The sequence below is a fragment of the Saccharopolyspora hirsuta genome, assembly GCF_008630535.1.
GTDB lineage: Bacteria > Actinomycetota > Actinomycetes > Mycobacteriales > Pseudonocardiaceae > Saccharopolyspora > Saccharopolyspora hirsuta.
Genome location: NZ_VWPH01000007.1, coordinates 460,974 through 476,001 on the forward strand (window position 1 = coordinate 460,974; position 15,028 = coordinate 476,001).

General features: G+C 72.7%; 12 protein-coding genes. 2 read left to right on the top strand and 10 right to left on the bottom strand.

Translation table 11 applies throughout. The features are described 5' to 3' along the window. Positions 1 to 7: 7 nt before the first annotated feature. Positions 8 to 1,540: a histidine ammonia-lyase gene (gene hutH, locus F1721_RS17910; RefSeq protein WP_150067831.1), complete on the bottom strand. Its 1,533-nt coding sequence runs from the start codon at positions 1,538 to 1,540 to the stop codon at positions 8 to 10. Positions 1,541 to 1,625: 85 nt separating this feature from the next. Between hutH and F1721_RS17915 the strand changes: the two genes are divergently transcribed. After that, positions 1,626 to 2,408 (top strand): IclR family transcriptional regulator, encoded by a 783-nt coding sequence (locus tag F1721_RS17915; protein WP_150067832.1) that lies wholly within the window; start codon positions 1,626 to 1,628, stop codon positions 2,406 to 2,408. A gap of 383 nt (positions 2,409 to 2,791) precedes the next feature. On the opposite strand, the gene F1721_RS17920 is transcribed toward F1721_RS17915, so the two are convergent. From F1721_RS17920 to F1721_RS17935, 4 genes are read right to left on the bottom strand one after another with little or no spacing between them, the layout of a single operon-like run. Then, positions 2,792 to 3,670 carry an ABC transporter substrate-binding protein gene (locus F1721_RS17920; RefSeq protein WP_150067833.1) on the bottom strand — a complete coding sequence of 293 codons (879 nt, stop codon included), beginning with the start codon at positions 3,668 to 3,670 and terminating at the stop codon, positions 2,792 to 2,794. Next, the gene (locus F1721_RS17925; protein WP_150067907.1) at positions 3,670 to 4,350 is read right to left on the bottom strand and encodes an ABC transporter permease; all 681 of its coding nucleotides are present in this window, start codon (positions 4,348 to 4,350) and stop codon (positions 3,670 to 3,672) included. The genes F1721_RS17920 and F1721_RS17925 overlap by 1 nt, the downstream gene beginning before the upstream one ends. After that, the gene (locus tag F1721_RS17930) at positions 4,347 to 5,003 is read right to left on the bottom strand and encodes an ABC transporter permease (protein WP_150067834.1); all 657 of its coding nucleotides are present in this window, start codon (positions 5,001 to 5,003) and stop codon (positions 4,347 to 4,349) included. The genes F1721_RS17925 and F1721_RS17930 overlap by 4 nt, the downstream gene beginning before the upstream one ends. After that, complete coding sequence (locus F1721_RS17935; RefSeq protein WP_150067835.1) at positions 5,000 to 6,091, bottom strand: ABC transporter ATP-binding protein; 1,092 nt, start codon at positions 6,089 to 6,091, stop codon at positions 5,000 to 5,002. Before F1721_RS17935 ends, F1721_RS17930 begins: the two co-directional genes overlap by 4 nt. A gap of 375 nt (positions 6,092 to 6,466) precedes the next feature. Between F1721_RS17935 and F1721_RS17940 the strand changes: the two genes are divergently transcribed. Further along, a complete protein-coding gene (locus F1721_RS17940; protein WP_150067836.1) occupies positions 6,467 to 8,002 on the top strand; it encodes a bis-aminopropyl spermidine synthase family protein in 1,536 nt (511 codons plus the stop codon). 243 nt (positions 8,003 to 8,245) lie between these two features. Here F1721_RS17940 and yczE read toward each other — a convergent pair whose 3' ends face one another. The 5 genes from yczE to F1721_RS17965 all read right to left on the bottom strand — a co-directional run bounded on the left by yczE (position 8,246) and on the right by F1721_RS17965 (position 14,871). Continuing rightward, positions 8,246 to 8,917, bottom strand: a complete 672-nt coding sequence (yczE, locus tag F1721_RS17945; RefSeq protein ID WP_246155092.1) for a membrane protein YczE — start codon at positions 8,915 to 8,917, stop codon at positions 8,246 to 8,248. 133 nt (positions 8,918 to 9,050) lie between these two features. Next, positions 9,051 to 9,752: an alpha/beta fold hydrolase gene (locus tag F1721_RS17950; protein WP_246155094.1), complete on the bottom strand. Its 702-nt coding sequence runs from the start codon at positions 9,750 to 9,752 to the stop codon at positions 9,051 to 9,053. Between the two features lie 187 nt (positions 9,753 to 9,939). Then, positions 9,940 to 10,509: a TetR/AcrR family transcriptional regulator gene (locus F1721_RS17955; RefSeq protein ID WP_150067838.1), complete on the bottom strand. Its 570-nt coding sequence runs from the start codon at positions 10,507 to 10,509 to the stop codon at positions 9,940 to 9,942. 50 nt (positions 10,510 to 10,559) lie between these two features. Beyond that, on the bottom strand, positions 10,560 to 13,376 hold the full coding sequence (locus F1721_RS17960) for a sensor domain-containing protein (protein WP_150067839.1): 2,817 nt from the start codon (positions 13,374 to 13,376) through the stop codon (positions 10,560 to 10,562). A 301-nt stretch (positions 13,377 to 13,677) separates the two neighbouring features. Then, entirely contained in the window at positions 13,678 to 14,871 is a 1,194-nt protein-coding gene (locus tag F1721_RS17965; RefSeq protein WP_150067840.1) for an NAD(P)-dependent malic enzyme, read from the bottom strand. Positions 14,872 to 15,028: the final 157 nt, after the last annotated feature.

Here is a 15,028-nt window from a genome sequence, read left to right on the forward strand (position 1 = left end):
CTCCGTTTCACAGGTACTCGGCGACGGCGGATCGCACCGCGCCGGAGCGGATCAGGTCTTCGGCCGCGGCGATCTCCGGCGCGACGTGCCGGTCGGGGCCCGGGCCGGGCACGCGGGTGCGCAGCAGGTCCCGCACCGCCGCCGTGGCCGGGGCGGGCTCGAGCGGTGCGCGCAGGTCCAGGGCGCGGGCGGCGGTGAGCAGTTCGACGGCGAGCACGCTGGTCAGCGCGTCGATACCGCGGCGGAGCTTGCGGGCCGCCGACCAGCCCATCGACACGTGGTCCTCCTGCATCGCGCTGGTCGGGATGGAATCCACCGAGGCCGGTGCCGCGAGCCGCTTGAGCTCGGTGACCAGCCCGGCCTGGGTGTAGTGCGCGATCATGTGCCCGGAGTCCACGCCCGGGTCGTCGGCCAGGAACGCGGGCAGCCCGTGCGAGCGCGCCACGTCGAGCATCCGGTCGGTGCGGCGCTCGGCCATGCTCGCCACGTCGGCCAGCGGGATGGCCAGGAAGTCCAGCGCGTAGGCCAGCGGGGCGCCGTGGAAGTTGCCGTTGGACTCCACGCGACCGTCGTCGAGCACCACCGGGTTGTCGATGGCCGCGGCCAGCTCCCGGTCGGCGACCACCTCCGCGTGGCTGACGGTGTCGCGCGCCGCGCCGTGCACCTGCGGGGCGCAGCGCAGCGAGTACGCGTCCTGCACGCGCGTGCAGTCGGGGCCGCGGTGGCTGGCGACGATCGGCGACCCGGCCAGCAGCGCGGCCATCCGCGCCGCCGACACCGCCTGGCCGGGGTGCGGGCGCAGCCGCTGCAGGTCGGCGGCGAAGACCCGGTCGGTGCCCAGCAGCGCCTCCACGCTCATCGCCGCGGTCACGTCGGCCACGTCCAGCAGGGCGGCGATGTCGTGCACCGCGAGCACCAGCATGCCGAGCATGCCGTCGGTGCCGTTGGTCAGCGCCAGACCTTCCTTCTCCGCCAGCACCACCGGCTCGACACCGGCCTCGGCCAGCACCTCGGCGGCCGGGCGCCGGGCGCCTGCGGCGTCGAAGACCTCGCCCTCGCCGGTGAGCGCCAGCGCGACCGCGGCCAGCGGCGCGAGGTCGCCGGAGCAGCCGAGCGACCCGAACTCGTGCACCACCGGCACGATGCCCGCGTTGATCAGGGAGGTCAGCGCGTGCGCGGTCGCCGGGCGGACGCCGGTGCGGCCGGTGGCGATGGTGTGCAGGCGCAGCAGCATCTGCGCGCGAACGACCTCCGGTTCCACCGCCGGGCCGGTGCCCGCCGCGTGCGAGCGCACGAAGGCCTGCTGCAGCGCGGCGCGGCGGTCGCCCGGGATGTGCCGCACGGCCAGCGCCCCGAACCCGGTCGAGATCCCGTAGACCGGGCGGGACTCGGCGGCCAGGGCGTCGACGTGCTCGCGGGTGGCGGCGATGCCCCGCTCGGCGAGCGGGGTCAGCACCACCCGGGTCCCGCCTCGGGCGACCGCGACCACCTGCTCGCGGGCCAGCGGCTCCGGCCCGAGGTTCAGCGCGTCGTCTCCCATCCCTCCATACCAACGCCCGGACGCGATTCGCAGAAGCCCGGATAGGGTGAGAGCGTCTGGTATTCCAGACCGACGGGGAGGTGCTGTGGGCGACAGCAGCGACGTGCCCGCGCTGCGGCGGGGCCTGGCGATCCTGCGGCTGCTGGCCGGGCGGGCCGGGCCGGTGTCGGCCGGGGTCATCGCCCGCGACCTGGACCTGCCGCGCTCCACCACCTACCACCTGCTCGCGGAGCTGGTGGCGGCCGGATTCGTCACCCACCTGCCCGAGGAGCGCCGCTACGGCCTGGGCATGGCGACCTTCGAGCTCGGCTCGGCCTACCTCCGCCACGACCCGCTGGAACGCCTGGCCGGGCCGCTGCTGCGCCGCCTGGTCGACGAGGTCGGCTCCACCGCGCACCTGGGCGTCCTGCACGGCGGCGAATCGCTCTACCTGATCAAGGAGCGCCCGTCCCAGCCGCAGACCCTGGTGACCGACGTCGGGGTGCGCCTGCCCGCCCAGCTGACCGCCTCCGGCCGAGCGATGCTCGCCCACCTGCCCGCCGCGCAGGTGCGAGCCGTCCTGCCCTCCAGCGAGCGCTTCGTCCGCCGCACCGACCGCGGCCCCCGCAACCTCCCCGAGCTGCGCCGCCTGCTGGCCGCCGAGCAGCGCCGCGGCTGGGCGGTCGAGGACGGCTTCGTCACGGCGGGCTTCGCCTCGGTGGCGTGCCCGGTCTTCGACCACGGCGGCCACCCGATAGCAGCGATCAGCGTGACCTTCCGCCACCCCTGCGAAGGCCAGGAGTGCGGCGCCACCTGGCCGGACCTGGCGGGTCAGGTTCACCGGACGGCGGCCGAGCTGACCACCAGGATCAGCGGACGCCCCACCTGACGGCACCGGCACCACGGCCGATGGGGGGCTTGCTCGGGGATCGGTGGTGATACCGGGGTGGGGTTGGCGAGGAGCGGTGCCGTTGGGTGCGGGGTTGGGTTTGGGTTCAAAGCGTTGCTTTGTGCGGTGTTGCAATTTCAATCGAAATTGCCAGCGTTCTCGACGGAACCTGCAGTGGCGAGGTGAGGCAATTTCAATCGAAATTGCAGACGTCACCACCCCTCGGACGGCCGTCGCAGGACGTCCCCCTCGGACGGCCTCTCGGACGGGCCCTCGGACGGGCGGGATCGGGGGTTGGGCTGGGTTTCGTGGTGGGTGCCAAGCTCAGCGGGAACGTCTGAGGGGCGCCTCCGGTGTGCGGAAGCGCCCCTCGGGACTTCGGGTCACAGCCCTGCGCTGGTGATGAACTCCTTCGCCAGGTCTGCCGGGTTGGCCTTGTCGACCTCCAGGCGGCGGTTGAGGTCCGTCAGCTTCTCCGTGGTCAGGGCTCTGGACACCTTGTTCAGGGCTTCCGCCTGCTGGGGGGTCAGCTTTCCCTTGTGCACCAGGGGGACCACGTTCTGGGCCGGGAACATGTTCTTCGGGTCGTCCAGCTTCACCAGGTTCTTCTCCGCGATCTGGGAGGACGTGGTGAACAGGTTGGCCACCTGGATCTGGCCGTCGACCAGCGCGTTCACCGTGATGGTGCCCGCCTCCACGGGGCGGATCTCCTTGAAGGTGCAGCCGTAGTCCTCGGCGATCTTGGCCTCCCAGCGGGACTTCCACTCCGCCGGGGCGCCCAGCACCAGCTCACCGCAGCGCGGCCCGAGGTCGGCCATCGAGCGCAGCCCGCTGCCCGCGGTGGCGGCGGTAACGGTCAGCACGTCGGAGTCCTCCGCCGGGGACTGCTCCAGCAGCTCCATCTCCCCCGGCACGGTCCGCTTCAGCTGGTCGTAGACCTGCTGGGTCTCGGTGACCGAGGACTTCGGGTCCAGGTACTCCAGCAGGTTCCCGGTGTAGTCCGGCACCACCGAGAGCTCCCCGTTGCGCACCGCGTTCACGTAGAACTCGCGGGCGCCGATGCGGGGTTTGGTCTGCACGTCGGCGCCGGTGGTCTTCAACGCCTCGGCGTAGATGTGCATCAGCAGCTCGCTCTCGGCGAAGTCCGCCGAGCCGACGACCAGCGTGCCGCCCTGGTTTCCATTGGCCGCCAACGGGTCCTGCGATCCGCAGCCGGTCAGCAGCAGCGCCGCCGCAGCCGCGCACACCAGCAACCGCTTCATCAGTCCTTACCTCCTCGTCGGGCGGCCAGCTGCAGACCTCGCGGCACCAGCAGCCGGGTCGCACCGGCCAACACCAGATCGAGCAGCACCGCCAGGACCGCAATCACGATCGCGGCCGAAGCCATCTGCGCGTAGTCGCTGATCTTCAACCCGTCCAGCAGGATCCGCCCCAGCCCGCCGAGCCCGACGTAGGCGGCGACGGCGGCGGTGGCCACCACCTGCAGCATCGCGCTGCGCACCCCGCCGAGCACCAGCGGCAGCGCGGTCGGCAGCTCCACCTGCCACAGCCGCTGCGCGGCGGTCATGCCCATGCCCTTTGCCGCGTCCACCGCGTCGGCCGGGGCGTTGCGCACGCCCGCGTAGGCGCCGGAAAGGATCGACGGGATGGCCAGGATCACCAGCCCGGCCAGCGCGGGCAGCTCACCGAGCCCGAAGCCCAGCACCAGCAGCGTCACCAGGCCCAGGGTGGGCAGCGCGCGCATCGCGTTGCCGACCCCGACCACGAGCACCGACCCCCGCCCGGTGTGTCCGATGTAGACACCCAGCGGGACGGCCACCAGCGAGGCCGCCGCCACCGACACCACGCAGTAGTAGAGGTGCAGCAGGGTCTGCGCCAGGACGCCGCCCGGCCCGGTCCAGTGCGCCGGGTCGGTCAACCACGCGATCAGCTCGCCGATCACGCCGCGCTCACCCCCGCCCGCGCCCACGGCGTGGCCAGCCGCCACAGCACCACCAGCAGCAGGTCCACCACCAGCGCCAGCAGCAGGGTCAGCACGATGCCGATGACGATCTGCACCGGGTAGTCGCGCTGGAACCCGTCGGTGAACAACCGACCGAGCCCGCCGATGCCGACCAGCGCGCCCACGCTGACCATGCTGATGTTGCTGACCGAGGCCACCCGCACCGCGGAGGCCAGCACCGGCACCGACAGCGGCAGCTCGACGCCGAAGAACCGCCGGGCGGGCCGGTAGCCCAGCGCGGTGGCCGCGGCGACGACGTGCGCGGGCACCGAGTCCAGCGCGTCCTTGACCGGGCCCACCAGCAGCGCCGCGGTGTAGAGCGTCAGCGCGATGACCACGTTGATCGAGGACAGCAGCGGGGTGCCCAGCAGACCGGGGATGATCACGAACAGCGCCAGCGACGGGATCGTGTAGACGACGTTCGCGGTGCCCTGCAGCGCACCGCGCAGCCAGCGCACCCGCTGCGCCAGCCGCCCGAGCGGCAGCGCCAGCAGCACACCGAGCAGCAGCGGCAGCAGGGCCAGGTAGACGTGCTCGGCGAGCTGGCCGAACACCAGCTCGCGATTGCTCGGGCTGCCGAAGTAGTCGATCACGGCAGCCCCTCGGGTCGGCGGTGCTGCTCGATCACGCCGAGCACGTGCTCGGCGGTGACCACGCCGACGTACCCGCCGTCGGGGTCGACGACCACGCCGAGCCCGGTCGGCGCGGACAGGGCGGCGTCCAGCGCGCCGCGCAGCGGGGCGCCCCGGGAGTACAGCGAGCCGCCCGCGACGAGCCGGTCCTCGGTCAGCGGACCGTCCACTTCGGTCTCCGGCGGCAGCCAGCCGCGCGGCTTGCCCGTGTCGTCCAGCGCCAGCCGCCACTGCTGCTGCCGGTCCACCCGGGTGCCGAGCTGGACGGTGTCCACCGGCTGCGGGCGCAGGCTGTCGGAGTCCACGAAGGACAGCCGCCGGTAGCCGCGGTCGCGGCCGACGAACGCGGTCACGAAGTCGTCGGCCGGTTCGGCCAGCAGGTCGTCGGGTTCGGCGTACTGGGCGAGGTGGCCGCCCTGCCGCAGCACCGCGACCTTCTCGCCGAGCTTGATGGCCTCGTCGATGTCGTGGGTGACGAACAGGACCGTCTTGTCCAGCTCGTCCTGCAACCGCAGCAGCTCGTCCTGCAGGCCCTCCCGCACCACCGGGTCGACGGCGCTGAACGGTTCGTCCATCAGCAGCACCGGCGGGTCCGCCGCCAGCGCCCGCGCCACCCCGACGCGCTGCTGCTGCCCGCCGGAGAGCTGCGCCGGGTAGCGCTTGGCCAGCTCCGGCTGCAGCCCGACCAGCTCCAGCAGATCCCCGGCGCGCTTGCGGGCCTCCTGCTTGCTGCGGCCGTGCAGCAGCGGAACGGTGGCGATGTTGTCGAGGACGGTGCGGTGCGGGAACAGCCCCGCCTGCTGGATCACGTAGCCGATGCCGCGCCGCAGCTCCGCCGGGTCGCGCTCGCGCACGTCGGTGCCACCGACGAGCACCTTGCCCGAGGACGGCTCGATCATCCGGTTCACCATCCGCATCAACGTGGTCTTCCCGCACCCGGAAGGACCCACCAGCACGGTGATGGTGCCTGTCCGCACCGACAGGCTCAGCTCGTGGACGGCGACGGTGCCGTTCTGGTACTCCTTGCGCACGGCCTGGAACTCGATCAACCGAGCCCCCTCATGTTCGGTCTGTTCGGCAAGCGGCGTGAGCCGCTTTCGCTTTCGGTGAGCTGGTTCGCAACTCGCACCGCCGCGGGTTCACGGTGCCCACCCCGCTGGGGTTCCTTCCGGCGAGGACGGCCCTGACGCGGTGTATTGGCATGCATAAGTCAGGGCACCCGCAGTCCAGGCGGGCGCTGAGGTTCCGCCACCGGCACCGCCACGCAGAACGACCACTGGAACACTCCCTAGTCGCGGTCCCCCTAAACCCGGCCGACCCTAGCTCGATCGGACGCATCGTGCGATCGCCGATGCACACGTGTGATCTCGTTCCGCCTGCTGAGAGCGCGGCGCCGAACCGAGCACCGTAAGCTGATTCACCCGATGAACACTGCTCCGCACCCCACTCCCGATCCCATCGACGCCGTGCAGGGACTGCTCGCCGACGCCGGTGTGCTCGCGCGCCGCCTGCGCGAGGTCCTCGCGCAGCTGACCGGCGAACCCGTCGAGCTCGATGAGCTGATCCGCCGCACCGCGGTCACCCGGCGCACCGTCGAGGACCTGCTCGCCGCCGCCGGTCCCGACCTGGAAACCACCGGCACCGCCCACCGGCTGGCCCCGCAGGCCCGCGACCGCTACCGGGAGCGCTTCGCGCTGGACGAGCTGGGCGCGGCGGCTCCGACCGGGCCCGAGCAGGCGGCGCTGATGCGCGAGTTCATCGACGGCGGGCCGAAACCCGCGGCCGCGCTCGACCACGTCACCGCCACCCCGGAAACCGCGCTGCGCCGCGCCGAGTGGCTGCGCGACAACTACGACCTGCGCGGCGCCAACGTGCTCTGCTTGGGCGACCACGACCTGACCTCGCTGGCGCTGGGCCTGGTGGCGCCGTCGGTGTCGGTGACCGTGGTGGACGTCGACGAGCGCATCCTGCAGCACATCGACACCGTCTCCGCCGAACGCGGGTTCGACGTCCGCACCCTGCACGCCGACCTGCGCTTCGGGGTGCCGCCGGTGCTGGAGGGCTGGGCCGACCTGGTGTTCACCGACCCGCCCTACACCCCGGAGGGCATCGGCCTGTTCGCCACCCGCGCCGCCGAATGCCTGGCCGGGCCGCACAGCCGCCTGCTCGTCGCCTACGGCTACAGCCCGCGGACCCCGGCGCTGGGCCACAAGGTGCAGCAGGAGCTGCTGCGGCTGGGCATGGTGTTCGAGGCGATCCTGCCGCGGTTCCACCGGTACTTCGGCGCGCAGGCCATCGGCAGCGCCAGCGACCTGTACGTGTGCCAGCCGACGGCCCACACCCGAAAGCTCGCGCTGCGGCAGGCGCCCGGCATCTACACGCACGGGCCGCAGTCGGTGGAGGCGATCGAGGCGACCGCGCCACCGGAGTTCCTGGCGGCGATCGGCGAACGCCTCGGCACCCCGGTCAGCTCGCTGCGCGACCCCGGCTGGTCGCGCCCGATCAAGCGCCAGCCGCAGCCCCCGGTGTACGACCTGCGGTCGGACCCGGGCCCGTGGCTGCTGCGCATGCTGCTGGCGGGCAACACCGACCGGCTGGCGTTCCTGGTGGACAACAACCACCCGGACATCACCAGCGAACGCGCCCAGCACGCGCTGTCCGACCTGGTGGCGGCGAAGTACCGGCTGCGCTTCCACCGCAGCACGCCGAACTCCCGGCACGCCCTCGTGGTGGCCGACCTGGTGGAACCGGACTCGGTGGCCGGTTACCTCCTGCAGCGCGCGCACGGCAAGATCGGCAACGTCTGCCGCGAAGGCCTGATCGCCCACGTCGACCCGGAGCTGACCAAGCGCACGGCCAAGGACCGAGTCGTCGCGCTCGCCCCAACCCCGTCGGACCTGGACCTGCGCCTGATCGACCTCCCCCGCCACCGCATCGCCGACCTCCTGGCCCGGCTCTAGCCGTCGGCTTCTTTCCGGGACGCAGCCGCGAGGCGTACGCAACAACAGCGTTGGGTTGCCGCAAGCGCGCAGCTCTTAACCCACCCTCGCAGCTCGCACCGCCGCGGGTTCACAGCGTTCGCCTGGCGAGGACGGCCCTGACGCCGTGTATCGGTCATACATAAGTCAAGGCACCCACAGCCAGGCGGGCGCTGAGGTTCCGCCACCGGCACCGCCACGCAAAACGAGGCTGGAATCAATCATCTAGCCGTCGGCGGCGAGGCGGACCGTGGTGACGCGGAGGAACTGCTGGACCAGCGGGCCCATGAGCAGCGCGATCAGCAGCGTGCCGAGGCCGACCGTGCCGCCGAGCAGCCAGCCCGCGGTCAGCACGACCAGCTCGATCGCCGTGCGCACCAGCCAGATCGGCTTGCCGCCGGAGAGGCGGACCGCGCCGGTCATCAGGCCGTCGCGCGGTCCGGAGCCGAACCTGGCGCCGAGGTAGACCGCGTCGGAGAAGGTCAGCATCAGCAGGCCCAGCAGGAGGTAGCCGATCTGCTGCACCAGCGAGGTCGGCGGCGGCACGAACAGCGCGGCGAGGTCGGCCGAGGTGCCGACCAGGACCACGTTCAGGAACGTGCCCAGGCCGGGCAGCTCGCGCAGCGGGATCCAGCAGAGCAGGACCACCACGGCGGTCAGGTTCGTCGCCCAGCCGAACGACATGCCGGTGCGCAGCGAAAGCCCTTCCGCGAGCACGCTCCAGCTCGACGCCCCCAACGACGAGCCGACCAGGAAGGTCAGCGCCGTGCCGTAGCCGACGAGCCCCACCAGCAGCTGGACCAGCCGCCAGGCCTTCTTCTCCGCTCGGAGCTGCTCACCGGCCGTCATCCGCCTCGCCACGAACTGGCCGCGCTCGGTTTGCGGTGCTCCAGTCACAGATGTCCTCAACGCCTGCCCCCGGAGGGGTTCACGAGATCCGCGCGACGCGGATCGATGTCCCCCCGATCCTGGGATCGGCGCAGCACCGGTTGAAAGAGCCAGATCGGCCGTACTGGCTCCTCCCCGGGGATCAGCGCTCTTCGAGGAGCGCCCTGAGCGCGGCGGCGAACTGCGCGGGCCGTTCGGTGGGCCCGAGGTGGCCGCCGGGGAGCTCCGCCAGCGGCAGGCCGAGCTTGGTGGCGAGGGCCGCGGCGGCCCGGTACGGGAGCTGGCCCCGGGAGTCGATGCCCGCGACGGGGACCAGCCGCGGGCCCGCCGCACCGAGCGCGGCCAGGTCGACCTCGCTGGTGGTGAACGGGATCAGGATGTGCTCCAGGAACAGCGGTTGGAGCTCGCCGAGCAGCGGCAGCAGCTCCAGCAGTTCCGGGGTGGGCGGTTCGGGCGAGGTCTCGGCGTAGCCGTCGAGCCAGTCGCCGGGTTGGTGCAGCTCCGGGGAGTCCGCGCCGGGTTCCACGGCCGTCATGACCTCGGTCATGAGCCGAGCGGCTTCCTCCATCCCCCGGGTGCGCGCAGCCGTTCGGACCGCTTCGAGCGCGTCCCGGTGGCGTTCGGCGTCCGGCAGCAGGCCGAGCACCGGGGGTTCGTGGACGACCGCGAGCCGGAGCCGGTCGGGGTGGCGGGCCAGCAGGTCGAGGGTGGCGATGGCGCTGGAGCTGAAGGCGAACACGATCGGCGGCTCGTCGAAGAGCGCCTCGACCAAGCCGAGGACGTCCCCGGCGAAGACCTCCGGGTGCTGGTCGCGGTGCTCGGTGTTCGGCCACGCCGAGACCACGCGGCTGGACGCGGAGACGACGCGGTAGCGGTCGGCCAGGTGCGCGGCGAGCCCGTCGAGGACCCCGGCGTGCCCGGCGCCGCCGGGCAGGAGCAGCAGCGGCGGGCCGTCGCCGCGGTCGCGGTAGTCGATGGGGACGCCGTCGAGGGTGAGCGTTCCGGTGCGGATGGGTTTCTCCCGTCAGGTGCTAGATCTCGGACCAGTTGTCCAGGACGTGGTGGAGCGTGTCGATCGCCCGCCGCCACGAGGTGTCGAGGCTGTGGTCGGCGGTGAAGCCGTTGGTGGCTTCCAGGTCGCTGAAGCCGTGCAAGGTGCTGCGCAGCAAGCGGACCGCGTCGGTGGCGTCGGGTTCGGAGAGGTCGTAGCCGCGCAGCAGCGCGTAGCAGACCTCGACGATGCGCGCGGCGCCCGCCGATTCGGCGAGCCCCTCGGACGAGACCGGGTGCCGGGTGGCCGCGTAGCGGCCCGGGTGCCCGGTGGCCAGGGCCCGGTAGGTGTCGGCGAAGGCGACTAGGGCGTCGTAGCGGGAGCGTCCCGCCACGGCCTCGCCCAGGGCGTCGGCCCATTCCGCGAGCGCCCGCAGCGCCACGCGTTCCTGCAGGTCGGCGAGGCCCCGGATGTGGGTGTAGAGGCTGGCGTCGCGGACGCCGAAGCGCTTCGCGAGCGCCGCCAGCGTCAGGTTCTCGAAGCCGATCTCGTCGGCGAGGTCGGCGGCGGCGGACACCAGGGCGTCCGGGGTGATCCTCGCGCGCGGCATTTCCTAACCTCCCTAGGATCAATCCTAGGGTACACAGGAAACCGGCCGGATCAAGCGCCGGGGATCGGCATCGGACCCCGGGCGACGAGGTCGCGGAACTCGCGGGCCGGGACGGCGCCGGAGAACAGCCAGCCCTGGTAGGCGTCCACGCCGACGCCGGAGAGCACGTGGAACTGGGTCGCGGTCTCCACGCCCTCGGCCACGCACTGGCGCCCCATCGCGCGCGCCATGTCCACCACCGCGCGCGCCACCGCGAAGTCCGAGGCGTCGCCGCCGACCCCGGCGACGAACCGGCGGTCCACCTTGATGATCTGCGCGGGCAGGTCCTTGAGCCGCGCCAGCGACGAGTAGCCGGTGCCGAAGTCGTCCACCGCGAACCGCACGCCGCGCGAGACCAGCTCGCCCATCTCGTGCCGGGTCCGCGACGGCAGGTCCACCAGGGCGGTCTCCACCAGCTCCAGGATCACCCGGTCCCAGGAGATGCCGGTCTCGGCGACGATGTCGGCGACCGCGTCGACGAACTCCGGCCCGCCCGGCACCAGCCCGGCCAGGTTCACCGCCACGCCCACCGGCCGACCGCCGCGCACTGGCCAGGTCGCCGCCTCCCGCAGCGCGGTCCGCAGCACCCAGCGGTCCAGCTCGCGCAGCAGGTCGCCCTGCTCGGCGACGGGCAGGAAGGCGTCCGGGGCGAGCATCCCGCGGTCCGGGTGCGGCCAGCGCACCAGCGCCTCCGCGGTGACCACCACGCCGTCGGCGTCGACCACCGGCTGGTAGTGCAGGGCGAGCCCGTCGTTGTTCAGCGCCTCCCGCAGCTGCCCCTCCAGCTGCAGCTGCCGGTCTGCGGAGGCCATCAGCGCCGGGCTGGCCAGCGAGACCTTGCCGGTGCCGCGGCCCTTCGCCTCGAACATCGCCGCGTCGGCGAAGCGCAGCAGGTCCTCGCCGCCGGACGCGCTGCCGTCGGGCACCGCGGCGCCGATCGACGCGGAGACCCGGATCAGCTGGCCGTGCACCGGGACCGCGGTGCGCAGCAGCCCGGCGACCCGGTTGGCCAGCGAGTCGACCCCGCCGACCGCCTCGATGTCCGAGCAGATGATCACGAACTCGTCGCCGGACAGCCGGGCCGCCGTGCACCCGGCGGGCAGCCCGCCCTCCAGCCGGCGCGCCAGCGCCACCAGCAGCTCGTCGCCGGCGTCGTGGCCCAGCGAGTCGTTCACCCGCTTGAAGTTGTCGATGTCGCAGAACAGCACCGCGACCCGGTGCGAATCGGCGCGGCCCAGCAGCCGGTGCAGCAGGTCCTTGACCGCGGTGCGGTTCGGCAGCCCGGTCAGGTCGTCGTGGGTGGCCTGGTAGCGCAGGGCCTCGGCGGCCCGCCGCCGCTCGGTGATGTCCTGGAACACCACCAGCCAGAAGTGGGTGCCGTCGTCCTGCACCGACGCGGAGGTGCGCAGCTCGCAGTACACCGGTTCGCCGTCGGAGCGCACCAGCACCCGCTGCGGCACCCGGCGGCGGATCCCGGAGTTCTCCGCCGGTGTGGGCAGGTTGGTGTGCTGCTCGTCGGGGTGGGTGATGTCCTTCGCGGTCATCCCGCGCAGCTGGTCGAGCTGGTAGCCGAGCAGGTCGCACAGCGCGTCGTTGGCGTCGACCAGCCGCTCGGCCCGGTCGAACAGCCCGATGCCGACCGGGGTGATGCTGACCAGGTCGGTGAACCGCTGGCTGGAGCGCTCCATGCGGGTCACCACGGCCCGCTGCTCGGTGACGTCCTGGGCGGTGCCGACCAGCACGTCGTGGCCGTCGGCGTCCTTGATCGCGGTGCCGTGCAGCCGCAGGATCCGGGTGGTGCCGTCGATGCGCAGGTAGCGGTGCTCGACCTCGATCGGGTCGCGCTCCTCGACCAGCGGCCGCCAGGCCCGCCGCACCCAGCCGCGGTCGTCGGGGTGCACCCGGTCCAGGTAGCTGTCGAAGGTGATCGGCGCGTTGGCGGGCTTGCCGATGATCTCGTGCAGCATGTTCGACAGCCGCATGACGTTGGACCGCAGGTCCCACTCCCAGGTGCCGAGCCGGGCGATCCGCTGCGCGTCCTGCAGCTTGCGCCGCTCGTCGCGCAGCTGCCGCTCCAGCGCCCGGTGCTCGGTGACGTCCTGCACGGTGCCCTGCACCCGCTCGACCCGACCGGCCCGGTTGTACTCGGCCCGCCCGGTGCACAGGTAGACGCGCTTGCCCGCGTGGTCGCGCAGCTCCACCTCGAGCAGCTCGTCCTCCGGGGCGGTGAGCACGTCGAGGTAGAACTGGCGGGCCCGCTCCACGTCGTCGGGGTGGGTCGCCTCGATCATCGCCAGCACGCCCACGGCCTCCTGGGCGCCGGAATCGCCGAGGAACTCGGCGAGCACCGGGCTGCGGTAGAGCTCCCCGGTCTCCGGGTAGTAGACCCAGCTGCCGACCTTGGCGATCCGCTGCGCCTCGATCAGCCACCGGCGCTCGTCGCCGTCGGCGGCTTCCGCCGCGTCGTGCCCGCCGTCGGCCAGGTCGGAGACGTCGACCAGCACGGTGACCCGCAGCCGCGCGTCGTCGGCGTGCGGCCAGCTCAGCGGGCGGACCGGGTGCTGGCCGGTCCTGGAGCGCAGCAGCGAGACCGGGCCGTCGCGGACCACCAGGTCCGCCAGGCGGCAGCCGATCAGCGCCGCGGGCGTGGTCTCGCCCGCCAGCTTCGCCGCCTGCTCGGTGGCCCGGACGACGATGCCCTCCTCGGTGCTGAGCAGGGCGGGCGCGGCGGGCAGCGGCAGCAGGGCGAACTCCTCCGAACGGGCACCGGCCAGGCCGAGGCCGCCGGAGTTCGTCCGGATCCTCTCGCTCCGCTCGGTCACCAGCACCCCTCCTGCGTCGCAGCCGCGCGACCGCTGCCCCGTTCTGCACAGCACCCCGCGAACGAGTGATCTGCAACACAACGGGTCGTGCGGCCGACAATACCGGTCCCCGCACCGGCGGTAACGCCATGGTGCCGCGAGCGGGACCGGATTCCCTGGAGAGGTGACCGCCATCGCCCGACTTGATGACGCGATGCTCGGAAATTCCGATGAAACGGGGCCGGGGAGAGTCTCCCCGGCCCCGCCTGGCACGGCCGCACCGGAGCAGCCCCAGCCGCTCGGGTGGCCGTCGTGCGCATCTGTGCGATCAGGCCCTGGCGACGCCTTCAGCGCGAGCCGCCTTGGCCACCGCGGCGCTGACCTCGGGCGCCACCCGCGGGTCCAGCGGGCTGGGCACGATGTAGTCCGCGCTGAGGTCGTCGGCGGCGACCGCCGCGATCGCCTCGGCGGCCGCGACCTTCATCCCGTCGGTGATCTTGCGGGCGCCGACGTCCAGCGCGCCCTTGAAGATGCCGGGGAAGGCCAGCACGTTGTTGATCTGGTTCGGGAAGTCGCTGCGGCCGGTGGCCACCACCGCGGCGTGCCGCCGGGCGACGTCGGGGTGGATCTCCGGGTCCGGGTTGGACAGCGCGAACACGATCGCGTCGTCGGCCATCGTGGCCACCAGCTCCTCGGGCAGCTGCCCGACCGACACCCCGATGACGACGTCGGCGCCGCGCAGCGCCTCGGCCGGACCACCGGTGATCCCGCTGGCGTTGGTGAACTCGGCCAGCTCCTGCTTGATCGGGGTCAGCCCCTCGCGGCCGGAGTGGATCACGCCGCGCGAGTCGAGCACGGTGATCTCACCGACGCCGGCGGTGTGCAGGATCTTCGCGCAGGCGACCCCCGCCGCACCGGCACCGGAGATGACCACGCGCAGCGAGCTCAGCTCGCGGCCGACCACCTTGGCCGCGTTGCGCAGCGCCGCCAGCGCCACCACCGCGGTGCCGTGCTGGTCGTCGTGCATGACCGGGATGTCCAGCGCCTCGGAGACCCGCCGCTCCAGCTCGAAGCAGCGCGGCGCGGAGATGTCCTCGAGGTTGATCGCGCCGAACGACGGGCGCAGCCGGACCAGGGTCTCCACGATCTCGTCGACGTCGGTGGTGTCCAGCACCAGCGGGATCGAGTCCAGCCCGGCGAAGGTCTTGAACAGCGCGGACTTGCCCTCCATGACCGGCAGCGACGCCCGCGGCCCGATGTCGCCGAGCCCGAGCACCGCGGTGCCGTCGCTGACCACGGCCACCAACCGCTGCGTCCAGGTGTAGCGGTCGGCCAGCGCCGGGTCGCTGGCGATCGCCCGGCTGACCTGCGCCACGCCCGGGGTGTAGGCGATCGAGAGGTCGCGCGCGGTCGCCAGCGGCGCGGTCACCTCCACGCCCAGCTTGCCGCCCTCGTGCGCGGCGAAAATTTCTTCGTTGGTCAAATCGGCACCGTTCGCGGTGCGGTCGTTCACGGTGGTCACGGCGTCCCTCCTGTAGCCATGCCTGCAGCCCGGGCACGTTCCGGGCCGGGCGGACGGGCGGCGCGGTGCCGCCCGGAACAACGCCGCTGCACCGGGCTTTTCCGGTCCAGCGGGTGTGAATGAACCGAACGCGGCTGCCCCGGTCGGACAGCGGTTC

What these genes read in the sequence shown, in the direction of transcription:
- hutH (WP_150067831.1), bottom strand. Translation starts at nt 1,540, where the DNA reads ATGGGAGACGACGCGCTGAACCTCGGGCCGGAGCCGCTGGCCCGCGAG.
- F1721_RS17920 (WP_150067833.1), bottom strand. Translation starts at nt 3,670, where the DNA reads ATGAAGCGGTTGCTGGTGTGCGCGGCTGCGGCGGCGCTGCTGCTGACC.
- F1721_RS17940 (WP_150067836.1), top strand. Translation starts at nt 6,467, where the DNA reads ATGAACACTGCTCCGCACCCCACTCCCGATCCCATCGACGCCGTGCAG.
- F1721_RS17955 (WP_150067838.1), bottom strand. Translation starts at nt 10,509, where the DNA reads ATGCCGCGCGCGAGGATCACCCCGGACGCCCTGGTGTCCGCCGCCGCC.